The 24,978-nt window shown below is 55.7% G+C and carries 17 protein-coding genes and 1 tRNA gene; 11 read left to right on the forward strand and 7 right to left on the reverse strand.

Annotated elements, in window-relative coordinates; genetic code table 11:
* The first annotated feature begins 34 nt into the window (after positions 1 to 34).
* Positions 35 to 2,671 carry a DNA topoisomerase (ATP-hydrolyzing) subunit A gene (gene gyrA, locus AC27FC_RS00535; RefSeq protein WP_039263204.1) on the forward strand — a complete coding sequence of 879 codons (2,637 nt, stop codon included), beginning with the start codon at positions 35 to 37 and terminating at the stop codon, positions 2,669 to 2,671.
* A gap of 135 nt (positions 2,672 to 2,806) precedes the next feature.
* Positions 2,807 to 5,653: a two-component system sensor histidine kinase RcsC gene (gene rcsC, locus AC27FC_RS00540; protein ID WP_196354930.1), complete on the forward strand. Its 2,847-nt coding sequence runs from the start codon at positions 2,807 to 2,809 to the stop codon at positions 5,651 to 5,653.
* Between the two features lie 90 nt (positions 5,654 to 5,743).
* On the opposite strand, the gene rcsB is transcribed toward rcsC, so the two are convergent.
* Together rcsB and rcsD are read right to left on the reverse strand one after the other, a co-directional pair.
* Complete coding sequence (gene rcsB / locus AC27FC_RS00545; protein ID WP_003859405.1) at positions 5,744 to 6,394, reverse strand: response regulator transcription factor RcsB; 651 nt, start codon at positions 6,392 to 6,394, stop codon at positions 5,744 to 5,746.
* Positions 6,395 to 6,410: 16 nt separating this feature from the next.
* Positions 6,411 to 9,083, reverse strand: coding sequence for a phosphotransferase RcsD (gene rcsD / locus AC27FC_RS00550; protein WP_196354929.1), 2,673 nt, complete (start codon positions 9,081 to 9,083; stop codon positions 6,411 to 6,413).
* Positions 9,084 to 9,826: 743 nt separating this feature from the next.
* On the opposite strand from rcsD, the gene AC27FC_RS00555 reads away from it, so the two are divergent.
* The 6 genes from AC27FC_RS00555 to mgtE all read left to right on the forward strand — a co-directional run bounded on the left by AC27FC_RS00555 (position 9,827) and on the right by mgtE (position 17,194).
* A complete protein-coding gene (locus AC27FC_RS00555; protein ID WP_033146057.1) occupies positions 9,827 to 10,939 on the forward strand; it encodes a porin OmpC in 1,113 nt (370 codons plus the stop codon).
* 114 nt (positions 10,940 to 11,053) lie between these two features.
* Positions 11,054 to 12,109: an FAD:protein FMN transferase ApbE gene (gene apbE / locus AC27FC_RS00560; RefSeq protein ID WP_033146056.1), complete on the forward strand. Its 1,056-nt coding sequence runs from the start codon at positions 11,054 to 11,056 to the stop codon at positions 12,107 to 12,109.
* A 72-nt stretch (positions 12,110 to 12,181) separates the two neighbouring features.
* Positions 12,182 to 13,240: a bifunctional DNA-binding transcriptional regulator/O6-methylguanine-DNA methyltransferase Ada gene (gene ada, locus AC27FC_RS00565; RefSeq protein WP_196354928.1), complete on the forward strand. Its 1,059-nt coding sequence runs from the start codon at positions 12,182 to 12,184 to the stop codon at positions 13,238 to 13,240.
* Positions 13,240 to 13,896 (forward strand): DNA oxidative demethylase AlkB, encoded by a 657-nt coding sequence (alkB, locus tag AC27FC_RS00570; RefSeq protein ID WP_094934220.1) that lies wholly within the window; start codon positions 13,240 to 13,242, stop codon positions 13,894 to 13,896. The genes ada and alkB overlap by 1 nt, the downstream gene beginning before the upstream one ends.
* 69 nt (positions 13,897 to 13,965) lie before the next feature.
* Complete coding sequence (locus tag AC27FC_RS00575) at positions 13,966 to 15,609, forward strand: multidrug ABC transporter permease/ATP-binding protein (RefSeq protein WP_196354927.1); 1,644 nt, start codon at positions 13,966 to 13,968, stop codon at positions 15,607 to 15,609.
* Between the two features lie 148 nt (positions 15,610 to 15,757).
* Positions 15,758 to 17,194 (forward strand): magnesium transporter, encoded by a 1,437-nt coding sequence (gene mgtE / locus AC27FC_RS00580; protein ID WP_021241530.1) that lies wholly within the window; start codon positions 15,758 to 15,760, stop codon positions 17,192 to 17,194.
* On the opposite strand, the gene AC27FC_RS00585 is transcribed toward mgtE, so the two are convergent.
* Positions 17,157 to 18,446 carry a SulP family inorganic anion transporter gene (locus tag AC27FC_RS00585; RefSeq protein WP_112778295.1) on the reverse strand — a complete coding sequence of 430 codons (1,290 nt, stop codon included), beginning with the start codon at positions 18,444 to 18,446 and terminating at the stop codon, positions 17,157 to 17,159. The genes mgtE and AC27FC_RS00585 overlap by 38 nt on opposite strands.
* A gap of 187 nt (positions 18,447 to 18,633) precedes the next feature.
* Here AC27FC_RS00585 and mqo point away from each other — a divergent pair, with 187 nt between their 5' ends.
* A complete protein-coding gene (gene mqo, locus AC27FC_RS00590) occupies positions 18,634 to 20,283 on the forward strand; it encodes a malate dehydrogenase (quinone) (RefSeq protein ID WP_032646585.1) in 1,650 nt (549 codons plus the stop codon).
* A gap of 135 nt (positions 20,284 to 20,418) precedes the next feature.
* Here mqo and eco read toward each other — a convergent pair whose 3' ends face one another.
* Complete coding sequence (eco, locus tag AC27FC_RS00595; RefSeq protein ID WP_196354926.1) at positions 20,419 to 20,922, reverse strand: serine protease inhibitor ecotin; 504 nt, start codon at positions 20,920 to 20,922, stop codon at positions 20,419 to 20,421.
* A gap of 209 nt (positions 20,923 to 21,131) precedes the next feature.
* Between eco and AC27FC_RS00600 the strand changes: the two genes are divergently transcribed.
* Together AC27FC_RS00600 and AC27FC_RS00605 are read left to right on the forward strand one after the other, a co-directional pair.
* Positions 21,132 to 21,392, forward strand: coding sequence for a DUF2534 family protein (locus AC27FC_RS00600; protein ID WP_008500962.1), 261 nt, complete (start codon positions 21,132 to 21,134; stop codon positions 21,390 to 21,392).
* A 138-nt stretch (positions 21,393 to 21,530) separates the two neighbouring features.
* Complete coding sequence (locus AC27FC_RS00605) at positions 21,531 to 22,718, forward strand: MFS transporter (protein ID WP_033146051.1); 1,188 nt, start codon at positions 21,531 to 21,533, stop codon at positions 22,716 to 22,718.
* Positions 22,719 to 22,754: 36 nt separating this feature from the next.
* On the opposite strand, the gene AC27FC_RS00610 is transcribed toward AC27FC_RS00605, so the two are convergent.
* From AC27FC_RS00610 to AC27FC_RS00620, 3 genes are all read right to left on the reverse strand, one after another.
* Positions 22,755 to 22,831: transfer RNA gene (locus tag AC27FC_RS00610), tRNA-Pro, on the reverse strand.
* Positions 22,832 to 22,903: 72 nt separating this feature from the next.
* The gene (yejM, locus tag AC27FC_RS00615; protein WP_033146050.1) at positions 22,904 to 24,664 is read right to left on the reverse strand and encodes an LPS biosynthesis-modulating metalloenzyme YejM; all 1,761 of its coding nucleotides are present in this window, start codon (positions 24,662 to 24,664) and stop codon (positions 22,904 to 22,906) included.
* A 19-nt stretch (positions 24,665 to 24,683) separates the two neighbouring features.
* A complete protein-coding gene (locus tag AC27FC_RS00620; RefSeq protein ID WP_008500958.1) occupies positions 24,684 to 24,911 on the reverse strand; it encodes a YejL family protein in 228 nt (75 codons plus the stop codon).
* Positions 24,912 to 24,978 lie beyond the last annotated feature (67 nt).

Below are 24,978 nucleotides of genomic sequence, written 5' to 3' on the forward strand. Positions count from 1 at the left end.
TGAATCCGGGATACAGTAGAGGGATAGCGGTTAGATGAGCGACCTTGCGAGAGAAATTACACCGGTTAACATCGAGGAAGAGCTGAAGAGCTCCTATCTGGACTATGCGATGTCGGTCATTGTTGGCCGTGCGCTGCCGGACGTCCGCGATGGCCTTAAGCCGGTACACCGTCGCGTACTATACGCCATGAACGTATTGGGCAATGACTGGAATAAAGCCTATAAAAAATCTGCCCGCGTCGTCGGTGACGTCATCGGTAAATATCACCCGCATGGTGATACCGCCGTTTATGACACCATCGTTCGTATGGCGCAGCCATTCTCCTTGCGTTACATGCTGGTAGATGGTCAGGGTAACTTTGGTTCAGTCGACGGCGACTCCGCTGCGGCGATGCGTTATACGGAAATCCGTATGTCGAAAATCGCTCATGAGCTGATGGCCGACCTGGAAAAAGAGACCGTTGATTTCGTCGATAACTACGACGGCACCGAGCGCATCCCAGATGTGATGCCAACCAAGATCCCGAACCTGCTGGTTAACGGTTCGTCCGGTATCGCGGTCGGTATGGCAACCAACATTCCGCCGCACAATATCACCGAAGTGATCAATGGCTGCCTGGCCTATATCGACGATGAAGACATCAGCATTGAAGGGCTGATGGAACACATCCCGGGTCCGGACTTCCCAACGGCGGCGATTATCAACGGTCGTCGCGGTATTGAAGAAGCGTACCGCACCGGCCGCGGCAAGATTTACATCCGTGCCCGCGCCGAAGTGGAAGCGGACGCTAAAACCGGCCGTGAAACCATCATTGTTCACGAGATCCCGTATCAGGTGAACAAAGCGCGTCTGATTGAAAAAATCGCCGAGCTGGTAAAAGAAAAACGCGTTGAAGGCATCAGCGCGCTGCGTGACGAGTCTGACAAAGACGGTATGCGCATCGTGATTGAAATCAAACGCGACGCGGTGGGTGAGGTTGTGCTGAACAACCTGTACTCCCAGACTCAGCTTCAGGTTTCCTTCGGTATCAACATGGTTGCGCTGCACCATGGTCAGCCGAAGATCATGAACCTGAAAGAGATCCTGAGCGCGTTCGTGCGTCACCGCCGTGAGGTGGTGACCCGTCGTACCATCTTCGAACTGCGCAAAGCGCGTGACCGTGCGCACATCCTTGAAGCGCTGGCGGTTGCGCTGGCCAACATCGACCCGATCATCGAACTGATCCGTCGTGCGCCAACCCCGGCGGAGGCGAAAGCCGCCCTGATTTCCCGTCCGTGGGATTTGGGTAACGTCGCCGCGATGCTGGAACGTGCGGGCGATGACGCAGCCCGTCCTGAGTGGCTGGAACCTGAGTTCGGCGTGCGTGACGGTCAGTATTACCTGACTGAACAGCAGGCTCAGGCGATTCTGGATCTGCGTCTGCAGAAACTGACCGGCCTTGAGCACGAGAAACTGCTCGACGAATACAAAGAGCTGCTGGAACAGATTGCTGAACTGCTGCATATCCTGGGCAGCGCAGAGCGTCTGATGGAAGTGATCCGTGAAGAGCTGGAGCTGGTCCGCGATCAGTTCGGCGATGCGCGCCGCACCGAAATCACCGCGAACAGCTCTGATATCAACATTGAAGATCTGATCAACCGCGAAGACGTGGTGGTCACCCTGTCTCACCAGGGCTATGTGAAGTATCAGCCGCTGACCGACTACGAAGCACAGCGTCGTGGCGGTAAAGGTAAATCTGCGGCACGCATTAAAGAAGAAGACTTTATTGACCGCCTGCTGGTGGCGAACACCCATGACACGATCCTCTGCTTCTCCAGCCGCGGTCGTCTGTACTGGATGAAAGTCTATCAGCTGCCGGAAGCGAGCCGTGGCGCGCGTGGCCGTCCAATCGTTAACCTGCTGCCGCTGGAAGCGAATGAACGTATCACCGCCATCCTGCCGGTACGCGAGTACGAAGAGGGCGTGAACGTCTTTATGGCGACCGCCAGCGGTACCGTGAAGAAAACCGCGCTGACCGAGTTCAGCCGCCCACGTTCCGCCGGGATCATCGCGGTGAACCTGAACGAAGGCGACGAGCTGATCGGTGTGGATCTGACCTCCGGTTCTGATGAAGTGATGCTGTTCTCTGCGGCCGGTAAAGTGGTGCGCTTTAAAGAGAACGCCGTTCGTGCAATGGGTCGTACCGCTACGGGCGTTCGTGGTATCAAACTGGCTGGCGAAGACAGCGTTGTTTCTCTGATTATTCCGCGCGGTGAAGGGGCTATCCTGACCGTGACGCAGAATGGTTACGGTAAACGTACGGCGGAAGGGGAATACCCAACCAAGTCTCGCGGCACGCAGGGCGTTATCTCTATCAAAGTGACCGAGCGCAACGGTTCCGTTGTGGGCGCGGTGCAGGTAGACGATGCCGATCAGATCATGATGATCACCGATGCCGGTACGCTGGTGCGTACCCGCGTGTCTGAGATCAGCGTGGTGGGGCGTAACACCCAGGGCGTGATCCTCATCCGTACAGCGGAAGATGAAAACGTGGTGGGTCTGCAGCGCGTTGCTGAGCCGGTGGATGACGAAGAGCTCGATTCCATCGACGGTAGCGTTGCGGAAGGCGATGATGATATCGCGCCGGAAGCCGACACCGACGATGACGTAGCGGATGACGCTGACGAGTAATGTCTCCTGATGCAAAAAAGGGCCGGATTCCGGCCCTTTTCTTTTGCACAAGCAGATAAGTCAACGTTGCGACCTGGCGCGTTTACCGCTACCTTAACCACATTCTTTTGACCCCGACGGCGGAGCCTCGCCCCCTTGAAATACCTCGTCTCCTTTCGTACTACGCTGAAAGTTTCTCGCTATCTGTTTCGGGCGCTGGCGCTCTTGCTTTGGCTGCTGGTGGCCTTGTTCTCGGTGTTTTACATCGTTAACGCGCTACACCAGAAAGAAGCGGAGATCCGCCAGGAGTTTAACTTAAGCTCCGACCAGGCCCAGCGCTACATTCAGCGAACGTCTGACGTGATGAAGGAGCTGAAGTATATTGCCGAAAATCGTCTGACGGCGGAAAACGGCATTCTTGCGCTTCGCGGGCGTAACGACAAAACCGAAGTCCCGGACTTCCAGCCGCTGTTCCCGGATTCCGATTGCTCCACCATGAGCAATACCTGGCGCGGGTCGCTGGAATCCCTTGCCTGGTTTATGCGCTACTGGCGCGACAATTTCTCCGCCGCCTATGACCTGAACCGCGTATTCCTGATTGGCAGTGAAAATCTCTGCATGGCTGACTTTGGCCTGCGCGACGTGCCCGTTGAGCGTGACGATGCGCTGAAAAGCCTGCATGAACGTATTGTGAAATACCGCAATGCGCCGCAGGACGAGCGCGGGAATAACATCTTCTGGGTTAGCCAGGGCCCGCGACCGGGCGTGGGCTATTTCTATGCCCTGACGCCGGTGTATCTGGGCAATCGCCTGCAGGCGCTGTTGGGGATTGAGCAGACCATTCGTATGGAAAACTTTTTCACTCCGGGCAGCCTGCCTATGGGGGTGACCATTCTGGATGAAAACGGTCATCAGCTGATCTCACTCGCCGGGCCGGATAACCGGTTAAACGTTGAACCTCACTGGATGCAGGAGCGGTCGTGGTTTGGCTATACCTCTGGCTTCCGCGAGCTGGTGCTGAAGAAGAGCCTGCCGCCTTCGTCGCTGAGTATTGTCTATTCGCTGCCGGTGGATATGGTGCTTGAGCGGATACGTATTCTCATCATGAATGCGATTCTGCTGAACCTGATCGCGGGCGGGGCGCTGTTTACCCTGGCGCGCATGTATGAGCGGAAAATCTTTATTCCGGCCGAAAGCGACGCCCAGCGGCTGGAGGAACACGAACAGTTTAACCGGAAGATTGTCGCGTCGGCGCCGGTGGGGATCTGCATTCTGCGTACCCAGGACGGAACCAACATCCTGAGTAACGAGCTGGCGCATAACTACCTGAACATGCTGACGCACGAGGACCGCCAGAGGCTGACGCAAATTATCTGCGGTCAGCAGGTTAACTTTGTCGACGTGCTCACCAGCACGCACACCAACCTGCAGATCAGCTTTGTGCATTCCCGCTATCGCAATGAAAACGTGGCGATTTGCGTGCTGGTGGATGTCTCCGCGCGCGTGAAGATGGAAGAGTCGTTGCAGGAGATGGCGCAGGCCGCGGAGCAGGCCAGCCAGTCGAAATCCATGTTCCTTGCCACCGTCAGCCACGAGCTGCGAACGCCGCTGTACGGGATCATCGGTAACCTCGACCTGCTGCAGACCAAAGAGTTGCCGAAAGGGGTCGACAGGCTGGTGACGGCAATGAACAACTCCTCCAGCCTGCTGCTGAAAATCATCAGCGATATTCTCGACTTCTCTAAAATTGAGTCTGAGCAGCTGAAAATCGAACCGCGGGAGTTCTCGCCGCGCGAGGTGATGAACCACATCAGCGCCAACTATCTGCCGCTGGTGGTGCGTAAACAGCTGGGGCTCTACTGCTTTATTGAACCTGACGTGCCGCTGACGCTGCACGGCGATCCGATGCGCCTGCAGCAGGTCATTTCTAACCTGCTCAGCAACGCCATCAAATTCACCGACGTTGGCTGTATCGTGTTGCACGTCTGCCGGGCGGGGGATTACCTGAGCATTCGCGTGCGCGACACGGGCGTCGGCATCCCGGCGAAGGAAGTGGTCCGCCTGTTCGACCCGTTCTTCCAGGTCGGGACCGGCGTGCAGCGTAACTTCCAGGGCACCGGACTGGGGCTGGCGATTTGTGAGAAGCTCGTCAGCATGATGGACGGCGATATCTCTGTGGATACCGAGCCCGGCATGGGCAGCCAGTTCACCATCCGTATTCCGCTCTATTCGGCGCAGTATCCGGCAAAAGCGACGGTGGACGGGCTGAGCGACAAGCGCTGCTGGCTGGCGGTGCATAACGCCTCGCTGAATGACTACCTGACGGCGCTGCTTGCCCACAGCGGCGTGAGGGTGTGTCTCTATGAAGGTCAAACACCGGATGTGGACGATGTGCTGATTGCCGACGAGATGCCGGAGCAGCCGTGGCAGGGGAGAGGGGCAGTGCTCTTCTGCCGTCGCCACATAGGCATTCCTGTCGAGCGTGTGCCCGGGGAATGGGTACACAGTGTTGCAACGCCGCACGAGCTGTTGAGCCTGCTGGCGCGCATCTACAAAGTGGAGCTGGAAGAGCGCGACGGCGCGGGCGGATTGCCGTCACCGGAGTCTCTGGCGTCGGTGAATGACGATATGATGATTCTGGTGGTGGATGACCATCCGATTAACCGTCGCCTGCTGGCTGACCAGCTTGGATCGCTGGGCTACCAGTGCAAAACCGCCAATGACGGCGTGGATGCGCTGAATGTGCTGAGTAAAAATCATATTGATATCGTGCTTAGCGACGTCAACATGCCAAACATGGACGGCTACCGTCTGACGCAGCGCATCCGACAGCTTGGCCTGACGCTGCCGGTAGTGGGCGTAACGGCGAACGCGCTGGCGGAAGAGAAACAGCGTTGTCTGGAGTCAGGCATGGACAGCTGTCTGTCGAAACCGGTGACGCTGGACGTGCTGAAGCAGACATTGTCGATTTACGCGGATCGCGTGAGAAAAACCAGAATATAAAAAAGGCCCGTAAGGGCCTTTTCGTTTTTTCACCCTCTCCCCGCGGGAGAGGGACGGGGTGAAGGCCTCAGGCCGCACACCCGTCCGGGATCAATCCTTGTCCGTTGCGCTCAGCGTAACGGAGGAGAGATAGTTCAGCAGAGCAATATCGTTGTCCACGCCCAGCTTCATCATCGCTGATTTCTTCTGGCTGCTGATGGTTTTAATGCTGCGGTTCAGCTTCTTGGCAATCTCGGTTACAAGGAAACCTTCTGCGAACAGGCGCAGAACTTCACTCTCTTTCGGGGACAGGCGTTTGTCACCGTAGCCACCCGCGCTGATTTTTTCCAGCAGACGAGAGACGCTCTCAGGCGTGAACTTCTTACCTTTCTGCAGCGCAGCGAGCGCTTTTGGCAGATCGGTCGGGGCGCCCTGTTTCAGCACAATCCCTTCGATGTCCAGATCCAACACCGCGCTCAGGATCGCCGGGTTGTTGTTCATGGTCAGAACAATGATCGAGATATCCGGGAAGTGACGCTTAATGTATTTGATGAGCGTGATCCCATCACCGTATTTGTCTCCAGGCATGGAGAGATCGGTAATGAGCACGTGCGCATCAAGCTTTGGGAGGTTATTGATCAGTGCTGTAGAGTCTTCAAATTCACCGACTACATTCACCCACTCGATCTGTTCAAGTGATTTGCGAATACCGAACAGTACAATCGGATGGTCATCGGCAATAATTACGTTCATATTGTTCATGTATAAGGCTACCTTGCTACAGCAAGCTTTTGACGTAGGCGTCAATGTCGCTGATATATTTTTCAATGCCAGAGGCATCTTTCTCACGAATTAGATGTTCCAGCGTTTCACATAACTGCTTGCCGGGAACCAGATTAAGCATGGCAAACACCCCTTTAAGCCGGTGTGCTGTCTGTGCCAGCGCTGCAAAATCATTCGCAGCGGACTCAGTATACAACCGCTTAACATCATCTGGTACTGTATCAACAAAGAGTGAATAGTATCCGCTGGCGTGAAGCTCGGCATTTTCATTGCCGCCTAACGGTGACTCCGTTATCTCTTCCTGCGCCAGCTGCTCTTCTATTAGTTGTAGTACAGCTTCCTGCATCGCATTGCTTATATTAAAGTTGACGCGCAGCTGGCCAGGGCCGATTTTCCGCACGCCTGACTCATCATCGCTTAAAAGCAAGCCGGAGGCAGTAAGATTAGACGGATTATCAGTTAAAAACAGATCAAATTCTTGACTTGCAAGTCTTTCATCCGGCGTGATGCAGGCCGCTCCCCAGTTTTCTAACTGACGAACGACAATATTGCGGATCTCGTTCGAGGTCACGTCGACCATCACCACGACATCATCCAGCAGACGTTCCTCATCTTCTTCCTGCGGATTGGCCGCCATTTTCACGTGCAGAGAATAGCGGGTGCCGAGGGATTCACGAGCTTTGATATTCAGGTGGCCGCCGAGCTTACGCGCCAGCTGATCGCACAGCCAGAAGGTCAGGGCATTGGCCTTGCCGTAGCGATCGCTCTGCGTGTCATTCAGGAACGGGAAGTGCAGATTATCAATTTCACTCGTTGTGACGCCTTCCCCGGTGTCCAGGATGCGGAACGTCAGACGGTCTTCTGCCGACTCCTCGGTGCTGACTTCAAGGGTGATTTTGCCGATCTGCGTGGTGGTCACGGCGTACTGAATAATCATCAGCAGAATGCGGCGCAGCGCTTCGCGATCGCCGTGGCGTTCGTCATTCGCAGGGAGATTGTTATTGATCAGCAGCTGCAGCCCTTTGCGCTTGATGACGGGCAGTACTTCAGGCACCACTTCATCGATCAGATCCTGAATGGAGAAGAGGGCTGGCGTTCCCTTCCAGAAATCATTCTCCAGCATGTTCGCCAGCTGGATCTCATCAACCATTCTGACCAGCGAATCGGCCTGGCAGGCAAGCTGGTGGCTTTCAGAGATGTTTAACGCCGCCGCCTGGGTCGCCAGCGTTTTTAACGGCTGCTTGAAGGCATCGCCAATGTTCTGCATAAATGCGGCGCGCCCCTGCTGGTTTTTCTCATACAGCCTTTGCGCCTGCTTGAGCTTTTTATTGACCAGCACTTCGCGATCCTGGTCGCGAATAATGAAGATTTGCGTGCGGGGAGCCACCTGGCTGCGGAACTGACGGATCTCGTACAGTTCATTGTTGATGGTGGCCTGAATCACCCCCTGGTGTTGATCCGCCATGGTGGTGATGTTCTGCAGGTTAAGGTGCGGCAGCAGATGGTCGGCAATTTTATTGCTCATCACCGTACGATTCGCCTCCTGGTCATGAACCAGGACCCCAAGCGGCAGCACGGAAACAATCTCTTCATTCAGTGCACGTAATACGCGCAGCTCATTGCTGGTGCCGGCCGGAACCGCAGAGGCGTCGCTCTGACGACCCGTCTGGAAACGGAAGGTGCTGTAGCCAAACAGGGCCAGAGCCAGCAGACCGATATTCAGCAGCAGGGGCAGCAGGATATTTTGCAGGGTGTCGAGCAACAGCGTGCCAAACGGCACCTGCCACACCAGGCGCATACCGGTCGAGTTCAGCGATGAGGCAATTTCGATTTTCGAGCCGTTAAAGGAGATCGATACGCTCTCTGCGGCCTCTTTGTCGGACGCCACACGCATGTTCTGGGTGCTGCTGTCTGGCTCCAGGCGGAAGCTGTCGAGCGGCATGTCCGGCGGAATTAAGTCATTAATCGGTAAATCGAAGGCCACTACCGTCGCCAGATGTCCGGGCTGGTTGAACGTGGTACGCAGGGTAAAATAATGGCCGTTTTGCCAGGCCAGACGACGCAGGGAAGAGAAACTCTCACGTTCATCAAGGGCGTTCGCCTGCTGCAGCATCTCTGCCCGGCGGGAATCGACGATGCTGCCCACGGTTGTCTCTTTAAAGCCGGACGAGAGATCTTTTAACGGCAGCGTTGAGATCAGGATCATGCTGTTATCCTGACCGTTCAGATAATACATCGACCACGGTACCGTTTCGGCACCCCAGAGGGTATCCAGATAGGTCGAAATACGCTGCGTCATCTCAAGCGTCGCGCTGTCGTGAGAACCGAAAATAAGAGCCTCGGTCTTACGCTGCGGTTTTTCGAGATAATAGACATCCTGCTTAAGCCGCGTCTCCTGAAGTCCATCCCCGGATGAGGAGGTCGGGGCAGCCGCGATATTGTCGTAAATCTGCCAGGTGGCGTAGCGCCAGGTGTCTATGCGCTTGTGCACGGCATGAGTGATATCAACGACCTGATAGCTCTTATCCTTCAGCCAGGCGTTAACCGCGCTTTGTACCATCACCCCCATGGTGACTAACAGCACAACGATCAAAAGAAGAAAGAAACGGGTGATGCTCCCGGGGAGGAGGGAGAATTTGCTCGGGGCGGTAGTTTCAGTCTGACTCATTGATATCTTTAACCCGTTATGGTCGTGCTCTGTGGCGATAGGGCAGTATAAAGGGTAATAACTGAATTTCCAGCGCGACTGTCCGGGAAGAGGCGACTTTTTCTCCGGGCAATATCGGCGGCGGGGAGTGCAGAAAACATGTACAAACTCGCCATGCGCGTACAAATAATCGACCCACGCCGTCAATAAATAGCACGAATTAACAAGAAATTAAGTTTTGCACCAATTTATGGGCTTCGGAGAATACCCGACGAGAATTTAGTTAATAGTCGTTACAATTACGGTGCGGTAGCACAAAAAAAGAGAAGTTACGTAAAGAAAGGTAAAAAAAAACCGAATGCGAAGCATCCGGTTCAATTAGGGATAAACAGACATTCAAAACTGAATGACGGTAATAAATAAAGTTAATGATGATAGCGAGAGTTATTTTAGAGATTAGCTGCGATCTTGTTTTGTCATTCAGTGCTGTAACGGATTTTATTGTAACTTACTGATGTTTATGGGGTGATTTTTTCGTTTGATTATAAGTGCTAATTTTCTAAGCTATTTGTGCTTTGTAAAAGTTCCTTGATATTTACATTTTGAAACATGTTGATAGATAAATGAAACATCTTCAAAGTTTTCGTATCATATTCGCATTGGATTATTCTGTAATTTTGAGGAGAATGAAATTGCCGACTGGTTAATGAGGGTTAACCAGTAAGCAGTGGCAATTATAAGGCATATAACAGAGGGTTAATAAAATGAAAGTTAAAGTACTGTCCCTCCTGGTACCAGCACTCCTGGTGGCAGGCGCAGCAAATGCGGCCGAAATTTATAACAAAGATGGCAACAAATTAGATCTGTACGGCAAAGTCGATGGTCTGCACTATTTCTCTGACGACAAGGGTGCCGACGGCGACCAGACCTACATGCGTCTTGGCTTCAAAGGCGAAACTCAGGTTAACGATCAGCTGACCGGTTACGGCCAGTGGGAATACCAGATCCAGGGCAACACCTCCGAAAGCGAAAACGATGCCTGGACGCGTGTGGCGTTCGCGGGTCTGAAATTCGGTGACGCGGGTTCTTTCGATTACGGTCGTAACTACGGCGTAATCTACGACGTAACCTCCTGGACTGACGTTCTGCCAGAATTTGGCGGCGATACCTACGGCGCAGACAACTTCCTGCAGTCCCGTGCTAACGGCGTAGCGACCTACCGTAACCAGGACTTCTTCGGTCTGGTGGATGGTCTGAACTTTGCCCTGCAGTATCAGGGTAAAAACGGCAGCGTAAGCGGTGAAAACGTAGGTGGCCGTAGCCTGTTGAAACAGAACGGCGACGGCTACGGTGCATCCGTGACCTATAACCTGGGTGAAGGTTTCAGCGTGGGTGGCGCAATGTCCTCCTCCAAACGTACCGCCGATCAGAACGGCGCAAGCGTTTACGGTCATGGCGATAACGCAGAAGTCTATTCTGGCGGCCTGAAATACGATGCCAACAACATCTATCTGGCAGCGCAGTACTCCCAGACCTACAACGCAACCCGTTTCGGTACCTCTAACGGCGACAGCCCGACTACCGCTTACGGCTTCGCTAACAAAGCGCAGAACTTCGAAGTGGTTGCTCAGTACCAGTTCGACTTCGGCCTGCGTCCATCCGTGGCTTACCTGCAGTCTAAAGGGAAAGACATCGAAGGTTACGGCGATCAGGATCTGCTGAAATATGTTGATGTTGGTGCGACTTACTACTTCAACAAAAACATGTCTACCTACGTGGATTACAAAATCAACCTGGTTGATGAAAATGAATTCACCCGTCAGGCGGGTATCGGTACTGACGATATCGTCGCGCTGGGCCTGGTTTACCAGTTCTAATCGCTTCACCGTGTGACGTAAGGGGCCTGATGGCCCCTTTTTTGTGCTTCCCGGATTCTCACAACTCACCCGTTTTGGTGTACTCTTGCCGCCCTGGCATGAGGATAATAATGAATGGACATGACTTTTTTACGCGCCAGCTTTCTGGCTATGCTTTTTTTCCTGACCGCGTGTAACGATCCCACTCCCGTGGCGAAAACCGACGCACCCGCCGCGACGGTGCTCGAAGGCAAAACGATGGGCACCTTCTGGCGCGTCAGCGTGATGAACCTCGATAAAACACGCACAGATGAACTTCGCGGCAAAATCCAGTCTCAGCTGGATGCCGACGATCAGCTGCTCTCAACCTATAAAAATGATTCGGCGCTGATGCGCTTTAATCTCTCCACCAGTACCTCCCTGTGGCCGGTGAGCGAAGCGATGGCCGATATCGTGACCGAATCCATACGCGTGGGTTACAAAACCAACGGGGCGATGGATGTGACCGTCGGACCTCTGGTGAACCTCTGGGGATTTGGCCCTAACAAACAGCCGATGACCACGCCTGAACAGGCGGCCATTGATGACGCCCGCGCCCGGACAGGGCTGCAGCATCTGACGGTGATCAATCAGTACGGGCAACAGTACCTGCAAAAAGATATCCCCGATCTGTTTGTCGATCTGTCGACGGTTGGGGAAGGCTATGCGGCGGATCATCTTGCTGCACTGATGGCCCAGGAAGGCATTTCCCGTTATCTGGTCTCCGTGGGCGGCGCGTTAGTCAGCCGGGGGATGAACGCCAGCGATAAGCCGTGGCGCGTAGCGATTCAAAAACCGACCGATCGGCAAAATGCCGTGCAGGCGATAGTGGATATCAACGGTCACGGCATCAGTACTTCCGGAAGCTACCGTAACTATTACGAGCTTGACGGGAAGCGTATTTCGCATGTTATCGATCCGCAGACCGGCCGTCCCATCACGCATAATCTGGTCTCGGTGACGGTCATTGCCCCCACCGCGCTGGAAGCGGATGCCTGGGATACCGGATTAATGGTTCTCGGCCCGGAAAAAGCCAAAGAGGTGGTTCGCCAGGAAGGACTGGCGGTTTATATGATCACCAAAGAGGGCGACGGGTTCAAAACCTGGAGCTCGCCGCAGTTCAAGAGTTTCCTGGTGCACGACAAAAATTAAAAAGCAAGGTTGCGGGTTTTTTATCACTGGCGCTCAGGCACGCTCTATGTATGCTTACATGAGGAGCCGATAATGAGAAACCCGACCTTTATTACCGATGAGGATCGCTGGCAGGCCGTGCTGGCCCGCGATCCGCGCGCTGACGAGCGGTTTGTCTTCGCCGTACAGACTACGGGAATTTTCTGCCGCCCGTCATGCCGTGCCCGCCACGCGCTGCGTAAAAACGTCCGCTTTTATCCCGATGCCCACCATGCCGTACAGGCAGGGTTTCGCCCGTGCAAGCGCTGCATGCCGGACAAACGCGATCCGCAGGAGCAGAAGCTGGCAAAAGTGGAACACGCCTGCCGTCTTCTGGAGCAGGATCCCACGCTAACCCTGGAGGGGCTGGCGCAGCAGGTGGCCATGAGCCCTTTCCATTTCCACCGTCTGTTTAAGTCCGTGACCGGCATGACGCCAAAGGCCTGGCAGCAGGCGGCGCGAGGCCAGCGCCTGCGCACCGCGCTTGCACAGGGAGACAAAATTACCGACGCCGTGCTGGCGGCGGGTTTTCCCGACAGCAGCAGCTATTATCGTAAAGCCAACGATGCGCTGGGTATGACGGCGAAGCAGTACCGCAAAGGGGATGCGGCAGTGCGTTATGCCATCAGCGACTGTTCGTTAGGACGCTGTCTGGTGGCAGAAAGCGAGCGGGGGATCTGCGCGATCCTGCTGGGTGACAGCGATGCGGAATTAACCGAAGAGCTTGCCGCGCAATTTCCAAAAGCAGCACATGCGCCGCTGGAAGAGGATTTCGCGCAGCGGGTCCAGCAGGTGATTGTCAGTATCGATAATCGCGACGTACCGCTTGCGCTGCCGCTGGATATTCGCGGAACCGCGTTCCAGCAGCGCGTCTGGCAGGCCCTTCGCAACATTCCCTGCGGCGAAACGGCAAGTTACCGGCAGGTGGCGCAGGCGATTGGCCAGCCCAGTGCGGTACGCGCCGTTGCCGGAGCCTGTGCGGCAAACACGCTGGCGATTGTGATCCCCTGTCATCGCGTGGTTCGTAACGACGGCGCGCTGTCGGGTTACCGTTGGGGGACGGCGCGAAAAGCGCTATTACTGAAACGCGAGGCGAAACGCCAGGAGGGATAATGCTCGATCTTTTTGCGGATGCTGAACCCTGGCAGGAGCCGCTTGCGCCGGGAGCTGTGATCCTGCGTCGCTTTGCGCTCTCCCGTGCGGCGGCGCTGCTGGCCGGTATCGACGAGGTGACGGCGGTTTCGCCGTTTCGCCATATGGTGACGCCGGGCGGCTACACCATGTCAGTAGCCATGGCCAACTGCGGGGAACTGGGCTGGGCGACGAACGAGCGGGGCTATCTGTATGCCCCGAACGATCCCGCTACCGGCCAGCCGTGGCCCCCGATGCCTGCGGTTTTTCAGGCTCTCTGCCACGAGGCCGCCGTAGCAGCGCAGTATCCTGACTTCCGGCCGGATGCCTGCCTGATCAACCGCTACGCCGTTGGCGCGAAGCTCTCGCTGCATCAGGACAAGGATGAACCCGATCTGCGCGCGCCTATCGTCTCGGTATCGTTAGGTTTGCCTGCCGTCTTCCAGTTTGGGGGATTACGCCGCAACGACCCGCTCAAGCGCATCATGCTGGAACATGGCGATGTGGTGGTGTGGGGCAGGGAGTCGCGGCTGTATTATCACGGCATTCAGCCGCTGAAGCCCGGGGTTCACCCGCTCACGGGCGAGTACCGTTATAACCTGACCTTTCGTCAGGCGGGGCACAGTAAACTAAAATAAGAATTATTCTTGATGTACACGCAGGGCAGTTTACACTGCTGGCTGATTTTTATTGTCCGGATTGCCTGCATGCAACTACTTCTCCTCGTCTGGCGCCAGTATCGCTGGCCTTTCATCGCAGTAATGGCGTTAAGCCTCGCCAGCGCCGCGCTGGGTATTGGCCTGATCGCGTTTATCAACGTGCGGTTGATTGAAATGGTCGATACCTCGCTCTCCGTTCTGCCGGAGTTTCTCGGCCTGCTGCTCCTGTTGATGGCGGTTACGCTCGGTTCCCAGCTGGCGCTGACCACGCTCGGGCACCATTTCGTTTTCCGTTTGCGCAGTGAGTTTATCAAGCGGATCCTCGATACTCAGGTTGAGCGCGTTGAGCAGCTCGGCAGCGCATCCCTGCTGGCGGGGCTGACCAGCGACGTGCGCGCCATCACCATCGCGTTCGTTCGGCTGCCGGAGCTGGTGCAGGGGATCGTTCTGACCTTTGGATCGGCTGCCTATCTCGCCTGGCTCTCCAGCAAAATGCTGGCGGTGACCGCCCTATGGATTGCCATTACCATCTGGGGCGGCTTTATGCTGGTGTCGCGCGTCTATAAACACATGGCGGTGCTGCGCGAAACCGAAGATAAGCTTTATAACGATTACCAGACGGTGCTGGAAGGGCGCAAAGAGCTCACCCTGAACCGCGAACGCGCCGAGCATATCTTTAATCATCTCTATATCCCGGACGCGCGCGAATACCGTCATCATATTATTCGCGCCGACACCTTCCACCTGAGCGCGGTGAACTGGTCAAACATCATGATGCTGGGTGCCATTGGCCTGGTATTCTGGATGGCGAACGGCCTGGGCTGGGCGGACACCAACGTCGCGGCAACCTACTCGCTGACGCTGCTGTTTTTACGCACGCCGCTGCTCTCGGCGGTCGGTGCGTTGCCCACCCTGCTGAGTGCGCAGGTGGCCTTTAATAAGCTCAAAAAATTCGATCTCGCGCCGTTTAAAGCCGAATTCCCGCGCCCGCAGGCCTTCCCGAACTGGCAGACGCTGGAGCTGCGTAACGTCACGTTTCGCTATCAGGACAGCGCCTTCTCCGTGGGGCCGGTCAACCTGACGCTACGCCGCGGTGAACTGCTGTTCCTCATCGGCGGCAACGGCAGCGGTAAATCTACGCTGGCGATGCTGCTGACCGGACTCTATCAGCCGCAGTCGGGCGAGATTTTGCTGGATGGCAGGGCGCTGAGCGCGGAGAAGCCCGAGGATTACCGCAAGCTTTTCTCGGCGGTGTTCACCGACGTCTGGCTGTTCGATCGGCTGCTGGGGCCGGAAGGGCAACCGGCCAATCCTGCGCTGGTGGAAAAATGGCTGGCGCAGCTGCAGATGTCGCACAAGCTGGAGTTACAGGACGGGAAGATCCTCAACCTGAAGCTTTCCAAAGGGCAGAAAAAGCGCGTGGCGCTGCTGCTGGCGCTGGCGGAAGAGCGTGACATCATCCTGCTGGACGAGTGGGCTGCGGATCAGGACCCGCATTTCCGCCGCGAGTTTTATCAGGTGCTGTTGCCGCTGATGCAGGAGATGGGCAAAACCATTTTCGCCATCAGCCACGACGATCACTACTTCATTCATGCTGACCGCCTGCTGGAGATGCGTGACGGCAAGCTGAGCGAGCTGACCGGTGAAGAGCGCGTTGCGGCCTCGCGTGACGCGGTAGCGCGCACGGCCTGATGCCCTTACCCTGGCCCTCTCCCACTGGGAGAGGGGATAAATCGTGGCCGCGATGCCGCTTTTTTCTCCATCCCGCCGCGTTGTTTATTCTTATTTACATATCCCCGCGCTATGCTTAACCCCAACTCATTTAATGGATTTATGATTGATGTCGGTATTAAAGAAAAACAGCGCCAGACAGCGTGACCAGGAGCGCGCGCGACTCATCTGGCTTCTCACGACCGATAAAGCGGTCACTTCTACGCTTTTAGGCAAACTCACCCTGGCTGAGCAATATGATGTCGGCACCCTGGCCGACGATATTGCTGAGGTAGGTGCGCTGGTTGCTCATTTACCCCCGCCGGATCTGGCGGATACCCTTGAAGCGCTGCCCTCGGAAGAACGCCACGCCCTGTGGCGTCTGGTGCAGGATCACGAGCGCGGGCAGGTGCTGCTTGAGGCCTCCGAAAACGTCTGGGACGACCTGATCGACGAGATGAGCGACCGGGATATTCTCGACGCTCTGCAAACCCTGGATATCGACGAGCAGATTTACCTCGTTCAGCACCTGCCGCGAAACCTGACCGGTCGCCTGCTGGCGTCGCTGCCTGCCGATGAACGCGCGCGCGTGCGTCAGGTGATGCACTACGAGAAAAACAGCGTCGGCGCGATCATGGAGTTCGGCGTTATCACGGTGCGCCCGGACGTGACGCTCGGTACCGTGCAGCGCTATCTGCGTCGCCTGGGCAAAATGCCGGACAACACCGATAAACTGTTTGTTACCTCCCGGGATAAAACCCTGCTTGGCGAACTTGAGCTGAAAACCATCCTGCTCAACAGCACCCAGCGGAAGGTGAGCGAGGTGATGGAAAACGAGCCGATGGTCTTCTCTCCGGAGGACGACGCGGAGAAAGCGGCGCGTACCTTCGAGCGTGACGACCTGGTGAGTGCCGCCGTCGTGGATTCAGTCGGCAAACTGATGGGGCGTCTGACCATCGATGAGATCGTTGATGTGGTCTATGAAGAAACCGACAACGACCTGCGCGCGCTCGGGGGGATCAGCGCCGAAGATGACGTCCATGCCTCCGTCGGCAAGGCGGTGAAAACGCGCTGGGCGTGGCTGGCCATTAACCTGTGTACCGCGTTTATCGCCTCCCGGGTGATTGACGGATTTGAACACACCATTTCTCAGCTGGTGGCGCTGGCCTCGCTGATGCCGATTGTGGCCGGAATCGGCGGCAACACCGGAAACCAGACCATCACCATGATCGTCCGCGCCCTGGCGCTGGAAAATATTCAGCCCGGTAACTTCGCCTTTCTGATCTTCAGGGAGATGGGCGTGGCGCTGATCAACGGCCTGGTGTGGGGCGGGATTATGGGCGGCATCACCTGGTGGCTGTACGACGATATGGCCCTGGGCGGCGTGATGATGCTGGCGATGGTGCTGAACCTGCTGGTGGCATCAATGATGGGGGTCATTATCCCGCTGACGATGACCAAACTGGGGCGCGACCCCGCGGTGGGGTCGAGCGTGATGATCACCGCCATCACTGATACCGGCGGTTTCTTTATTTTTCTTGGGCTGGCGACGATTTTTCTGCTTTAAGCCGACGCTTAATGGGGGCGGGGAGGAGTGCCATGACGATAATCCCGCCCAGCACGCCAATCGCCAGATTGCCGGTTGATACCGTGGCGGCAACGGTGACCAGCATGACGACCGTTTCTGCTATCGGGGCCGTTTTCACCGTGGCTGGCTGAAGGCTGTGCCAGCTGAAGGTTTTGACGGCGACAATCGCCATAATACCCGCCAGCACCGCCATCGGGATGTTGGCCATCATGTCGCTGAGCGCCGTCACCAGGATCAGCAGCACGATGCCCGCCGCAAAGGTTGAAATGCGGCTTCGACCTTTCCCCATCTCCACGTTGACGATGGTTTGACCGATCATCGCGCAGCCTGCAATCCCGCCATAAAATCCGGCCAGAATATTGCCGACGCCTAGTCCAATGCTTTCGCGGCGTTTACCTGACGGTGTCGAGGTCAGCTCATCCACCAGCTTTGCCGTCAGCAGGGATTCCAGCAGGCCGACAAACGCGATGCTCAGCGCGCACGGCCAGATAATGCTCAGCGTCTGCACATTGAGCGGGACCAGCAGCTCGGTAAGACCCGGCAAACCGCCGCTCATGGAGCCTTCATCGCCCACGGTCGGCAGGGTTTGACCGGTTGAAACGGTGAACAAGGTAAGCACAACAATCGCAATCAGCGGGGAAGGGATGCTTTTGATATAGCGCGGCACCCACAGCACAATCAGTAGCGTCAGGACGAACAGGCCCACAATCAGCGGGCTTCGGCTCCAGAAATGCGGCACCTGAGCGAAGAAGATCAAAATGCCCAGGGCGTTAACAAATCCGGTCATGACCGACTGGGGTATAAAGCGCATCAGCCTTGCCATGCCCAGCACGCCAAACAGAATCTGAATCACGCCCGCCATCAGCACGGCGGGAAGAATGTACTGTACGCCGTGCTGATGCACCATCGGGCCAATGACCAGCGCCACGGACCCGGCCGCTGCCGTGACCATCGCCGGACGGCCCCCGAGTACAGACAGGGCAAGACACAGCACCACGGAGGCGATCAGGCTGACCTTCGGGTCAACACCCGCCACCACCGAAAATGAGATAACCTCGGGGATCAGCGCCAGGGCGGTAATCACGCCTGCCAGCGTTTCACGCGTCAGCCGCTTTGGGGAACGCAGCACGTTGGCTACGCGGTCTTCGGGGGATACAGCAGAATTGGGTAGGGACATAACAGTTCGCTGGTTAGGGCAGGCTTCCGTGCGCGCGATCGCAAAACGCAACATACTATCCAGTAAAACCGCGCTTTACCAGACGCATCGATAATTCCTCACAAACAATCCATCATTAAATTTCACAATTACAATAATTTCGTAACCTTTAAACAATATTTAAAAGTTGTTACCGTGCCCCCGCAGCTTTTTTCACCTGCAATTTCCACGCATCAAGCACTTTTACACTAAGGCATAAATTATGAAAAAAATGACTGCCATGCTCTTTTCTCTGGCCGTGGGGCTTAACACCGTCTCCATGGCGGCGAAAGCTGACGCACCAAAAGAGCAGGAAACGGACGTCCTTTTAATTGGTGGCGGTATCATGAGCGCCACGCTGGGAACCTATCTGCAAGAACTGCAGCCGGACTGGTCTATGACCATGGTCGAGCGCCTTGATGGCGTGGCGCAGGAGAGTTCGAACGGATGGAATAACGCCGGTACCGGACATTCGGCACTCATGGAACTGAACTATACGCCGCAGAAAAAGGACGGTTCCATTAGTATCGAGAAGGCGGTAGAGATCAATGAAGCATTCCAGGTTTCTCGCCAGTTCTGGTCTCATCAGGTCAACAGCGGCGTGATGCACGACCCGCACTCCTTCATCAACACCGTGCCGCACATGAGCTTTGTGTGGGGTGAGCAGAACGTTAACTTCCTGCGCGCGCGCTACGCCGCTCTGCAGCAGAGCACGCTGTTCCGCGGGATGAAATACTCTGAAGACCACGCGCAGATTAAAGAGTGGGCTCCGCTGGTCATGGAAGGTCGTGACCCGAACCAGAAAGTGGCGGCAACCCGTACCGAAATTGGTACCGACGTTAACTACGGCGAAATTACCCGTCAGCTGGTGACGTCTCTGAAGAAAAAAGAGAACTTCAACCTGCAGCTCAGCACCGAAGTGCGCGGCTTCAAGCGCAACGCGGATAACAGCTGGAGCGTGACCGTCGCCGATCTGAAAAACAACGAAGCCGAGCACGTCATCAAGGCGAAATTTGTCTTTATCGGTGCGGGCGGCGCGGCGCTGAAGCTGCTGCAGGAGTCCGGTATTCCGGAAGCGGACGACTACGCGGGCTTCCCGGTGGGCGGCCAGTTCCTGGTGTCCGATAACCCGGAAGTGGTGAATCGTCATCTGGCAAAAGTGTACGGCCAGGCTTCCGTTGGCGCACCGCCGATGTCTGTTCCGCACATCGACACCCGTATGCTTGACGGCAAACGCGTGGTGCTGTTTGGGCCGTTCGCGACCTTCTCCACCAAATTCCTGAAAAATGGCTCCCTGTGGGATCTGCTCAGCGCCACGACCACCTCTAACGTCAAGCCGATGATGGACGTGGGTCTGGATAACTTCGACCTGGTGAAATACCTGATTAGCCAGGTGATGCTCTCTGACGACGACCGTTTCGAGGCGCTGAAAGAGTACTATCCGCAGGCGAAAAAAGAAGACTGGCGTCTGTGGCAGGCGGGTCAGCGCGTACAGATCATCAAGCGCGATCCGAAAGAGGGTGGCGTGCTGCGTCTGGGTACCGAAGTGGTAAGCGATAAGGATGGCACCATCGCCGCGCTGCTGGGTGCGTCGCCGGGCGCGTCTACCGCTGCGCCAATCATGCTGCACCTGATGGAAAAAGTGTTTAAAGATAAAGTCGCCAGCCCGGAATGGCAGGCGAAGCTGAAAACCATTATTCCATCCTACGGCACGAAGCTGAACGGTAACGTGAGCGCGACGGAGCAGGAGCTGGAATACACCAGCCGCGTACTGCAGCTGCAGTACATCAAGCCACAGGCTGCGGATGCGGCGCCAAAAGCGGAGCTGAAGCCTCAGCCGGAAAACAAACCGGTTGCGGATATCGCGCTGTAAGATAAAAGCAAAACGGTAACATCCGTTACCGTTTTTAGTGTTTTCTCCCTCTCCCGGTGGGAGAGGGGTGGGGTGAGGGCACCAGAGCGCACCCTTTCCGGGTCGGGTAAGGCGAAGCCGCCACCCGACTTAATTTCAACGTACTACGGCTTGTCCGATGTTCTCATCAGCCTTCCAGATGCGATACTTCACTTCCACGTTTTCAGGCGTATAGACCACGATCGGCAGCTTGCTGTTGTAGCGCAACAGACTGTTGTCGCCCAGATACGCCGTTACAAATTTCTTCTCTTTCTTGCCGTCCGGGCAGGCCATCATGGTGGAGACCGGAGAGGTCACTTTGTCAAAGACGTAATAGTCGTAACCCCAGCCTTCCAGGGTTTTGCTTTCCAGCTGACCGCCCAGACGGTGCTGGTTGCAGTCCACTTCCAGCGTCTTGCCAATTAACAGTTCCACTTTGAAGTTCGCTTCATCCTGCTGAACCGGCAGCTGAATCACCTGACGCTTCATCCCTTTGTCCGCCTGCGGGTACGGAGCCACTTTTTCCAGCTGCTGCTGTTTTGGGGTTTCGCTGGCGAAAGCGCTGCTGCTGACGCACGCGGCGGCGATGAGGGCGATGGCAAATTTAGGTGCGTTTTTCATTGTCATTCCTTTATGTCAAAACGATCCTGCGCAGGTTAACATAACAACGATGAATGATTGGTGTTATTTACTTACATTTTCACTATAGGTAGCGTTATGCGCTTTTAATTTACCTGTTTAGTGGTTGTTTGTGCTGGTGTGGAGTCGGGTGCCAGTTCGTGTTATTTTAGACCCTATATATTGTTATTCATCTGTAAAAGGGAAGAGAGATGGTTCGTGCAAAACTGAAAACGCCTGAAGGCCGCAAGTTCCTCCTGGCGCTGCTGGTCGTATTTATGATTGCCGCCGCGTGCGTGGGGCGGGCAACCATTGTTGGCGTTATCGAACAGTACAATATTCCCCTCTCAGCCTGGACAACCAGCATGTATGTCCTGCAGTCGGCGATGATCTTCGTCTACAGCCTGGTGTTCACCGTTCTGCTGGCCATCCCGCTGGGCATTTTCTTCCTGGGCGGACGTGAGAAGCATTAAGCGCGGACTCGCAATAGCTAAGCCATCCTGCCGGATGGCTTTTTTTATGGTCTCATCCCACTCTCCTCAGGTTTTTTTAATCCGCGATATCCTATCCTGTAAGCATTCAGGCAACTGTTTTTAAAGCAGGAGCAGTAGATGCGTTCCAGATTTCCAGTGCTCAGCCAGATCCCCAAAGGCGTCTGGGTTGTGGGAGGCGTCAGTATGTTGATGGATATCTCGTCAGAGAGTATTCACAGCCTGCTGCCACTTTTTATGATGACCACCCTCGGTACGAGCGTGCTGTTTATCGGCCTGATTGAAGGGCTGGCGGAGGCCACTGCGCTTTTTATTAAGGTCTTTTCGGGGGCGATAAGCGACTACCTGGGTCAACGTAAGGGGCTGGCCCTGCTAGGGTATGGCCTGGGGGCGCTAAGCAAACCTCTTTTCGCATTAGCCTCCTCTTCCGGGATGGTTTTAGGCGCACGTCTGATAGATCGTACGGGGAAGGGGATACGGGGCGCACCGCGGGATGCACTGGTTGCAGACGTCACGCCGCCGGAAATGCGTGGTGCGGCATATGGTCTGCGTCAGTCAATGGATACCACAGGCGCATTTCTTGGCCCATTACTGGCCGTAAGCTTAATGCTATTGCTGGACAACGACTTTCGCACTGTTTTCTGGATAGCCCTTATCCCCGGTCTGCTTTCAGTTGCTTTGCTCTATTTTGGCCTTCAGGAGCCGAAAACTCCCCTCGAACATAAACGTACTAATCCCATTAAACGAGAGAATTTAAGGCGGCTGGGTAAAGCGTGCTGGTGGGTGATTGGCCTTGGTGCAGTGTTCACGCTTGCCCGGTTTAGCGAGGCTTTTCTCGTCCTTCGTGCGCAGCAGTCGGGCGTTCCTCTGGCCCTTATTCCGCTGGTGATGGTGGTCATGAACGTACTCTATTCCCTTTCCGCATACCCTTTTGGCAAACTTTCTGATGGCATGAGCCACACCCGGCTTCTGCAGTGGGGGCTAATGGTGCTGATTGGTGCAGATGTTGTTCTGGCGCTGAGCAGCCACTGGATGGGGGTCATTTTAGGCGTCGCGCTTTGGGGAATACATATGGGTATGACCCAGGGACTACTGGCGGCAATGATCGCTAAAACCGCACCGCCCGATCTGCGCGGTACGGCTTTCGGTATTTTTAGTCTGGTCAGCGGCGTAGGATTGTTAATCGCCAGCGTGGGAGCCGGCGCGATATGGGAAACGTTTGGCGCGGAATATACGTTTTATGCCGGAGCGGTGATTTGTCTGACTACGCTTGTGTATCTGCGCAAAACGCCGGACGAGGCGAAATAAAAAAACCAGCCATCAGGCTGGTTTTCAATATGTTTTTGGTCGGCACGAGAGGATTTGAACCTCCGACCCCCGACACCCCATGACGGTGCGCTACCAGGCTGCGCTACGTGCCGACGCATAAAAAGAATACTACTCGATTCCGTTTTGAATGCAAGGGAATCTGTCGCTAACTGGTTTATTATTAATCAGTTAGCGATGAAGCGCTTCTCATCCGTCAGGACCTGCAGCAGCAGGCTCAGCTGCGGTTTCTGGTCTTTCAACCGTTCGCCCTGCAGATTATACGTCTGATAATTCCCGTTGCTGTTCAGCACCAGCGTCAGCTTCGGCGTGGTCACCACCAGCGTATTATTCCCCGCAGCCGTCACCCAGCTGTGGCGGCGCGCGGCGCTGAAGAGATCCTGCCCCTGCGAATACTCGTTTGCTGGCGTGCTGACGTGCAGCAGGCGTTGCATCAGGGTGGTCATCACATCTTTATGCTCGGTGAGCATATTGATGCGCTGCGCCGGGGTGCCAGGCCAGTGGATCACCAGCGGAACCTGCAGATTCGGGCGAGACCAGCTCATACTCTTCGTCTCGTCACCTAGCGGGATGCCATGGCCCGCGGTCACGATCACCACGGTATTGTCCAGCTTGCCCGACTCGCGAAGCGCGTCAAGTACGCGGCCTATCTGCGCATCAACATCGCCAGCCGCGCGACCGTAGCGGCGCGCAAAGTCACTCTTATTGCTGTTGGCAAGCGTTGTGCCGTTAAAGGCAACCCATGAGAACCAGCGGTTATCTTCCTGGGCGTAGCGCTGCAGCCAGTTTATCCATTGGCCGGCGGTCTGCGCGTCGGACTGATTTTGCGCCGTCGGCAGTGAGAAATCGGACAGCAGCGCCTGACGGTAAAGCGGGCTGTTAAAGCCATCGGAGGAGAACAACCCTAGCTGATAGCCTTGCTGATTCAGCCCGGTGATCAGCGCCGCAGGCGTGCGGGTAGACAGTACGCCGTCCATATAGCCGGCTGAAATGCCATAGAAGAGGCCAAAGATGCCCGCATCGGTTGTGTTACCGGAGCTCATATGCTGAGTAAACGAGACGTTCTGACTCGCGAAAGCGGCCAGCGCAGGCATCTGCTTCTCGAAACGGGAATAGTTCAGGCCATCGACGGTGATCAGCAGGACGTTTTGCCCGCGCCCCATATCGCGGTAGTTCAGGTCGCTCAGAGGATACTGAACGCTGACGGCTTCCGGGTTGCCCTGCTCGATAAGACGGCGCTGGTACTCTTGCGCATCAAGCAGACCGTGTTTCTCGAGGAAGCGACGGGCCGTCATCGGGTACGAGAGCGGCAGGTTCGCGCGCTGCATGGTAATAGGGCGATAGAAGTTCGCATCCGCCCAGATATACATGATGTGCGAACTGATAAAGGAGACGAAAAAGAGCGCGGCGACGGGCTTCGCATAATGGCGTCGCCGGGTCAGACTGCGGAGCTTTTGCCAGCTCCAGGTGGCGAACAGCATCTCAATCAGCAGGATCACAGGGACGCTGATAAACATCAGCTGCCAGTCACGGGCCGTTTCGTTCTGGTCGGGGTTAATCACGAGTTCCCAGACGATGGGGTTGAGGTGCAGGTGGAAGCGGGTGAACACTTCACTGTCGATAAGCAGCAGCGTCATCCCCACAGTCGCAAGGATGGCGGACAAGAACCGCATCAGACGCTGCGACATGACGATAAACGTCAAGGGGAACAGGATCAGCAGATAGGTGGCGAAAACCAAAAAGCTAAAGTGACCGACAACGCTTATCCAGGAGTAGATACGCCCGGTTAGCGTTGTTGGCCAGTCTGCGACAAACAGATAACGGCAGCCAATGACCGTCGCCAGCAGAATGTTGAACAGGGCAAACCAGTGCCCCCAGCTGACCATCTGGGAGACTTTTTCACGGTAGCGCTGACGATTCGTCACCATAAACTGTTGTTCGTATCCCTTAATGGGCCGGGTCGTTGCTGACGGACGACTGTAAAGCCTGGGCGAAAGATTTTGCGATCGCCTGACGCTGAGCCGGAGCAACGCTGGTGTTAATCAGGTTGGTGACCATATTTCCCAAAACCATCAGGGAGAGATCGGTCGGCGTTTTATGTTTTTCCAGTACGTTGACCAGCTCACTGAGCAGTTGTTCAACGTGTTCATCACTGTAGCGGGAATGTTGTGGCATAAATCAAAATCAGTTTGTTGATGAAAGGGCAACATATTACCGTAGCAACAGCTTTTTTTCCCCTTTT

This window comes from Enterobacter sp. C3_dUdeg, assembly GCF_057536195.1.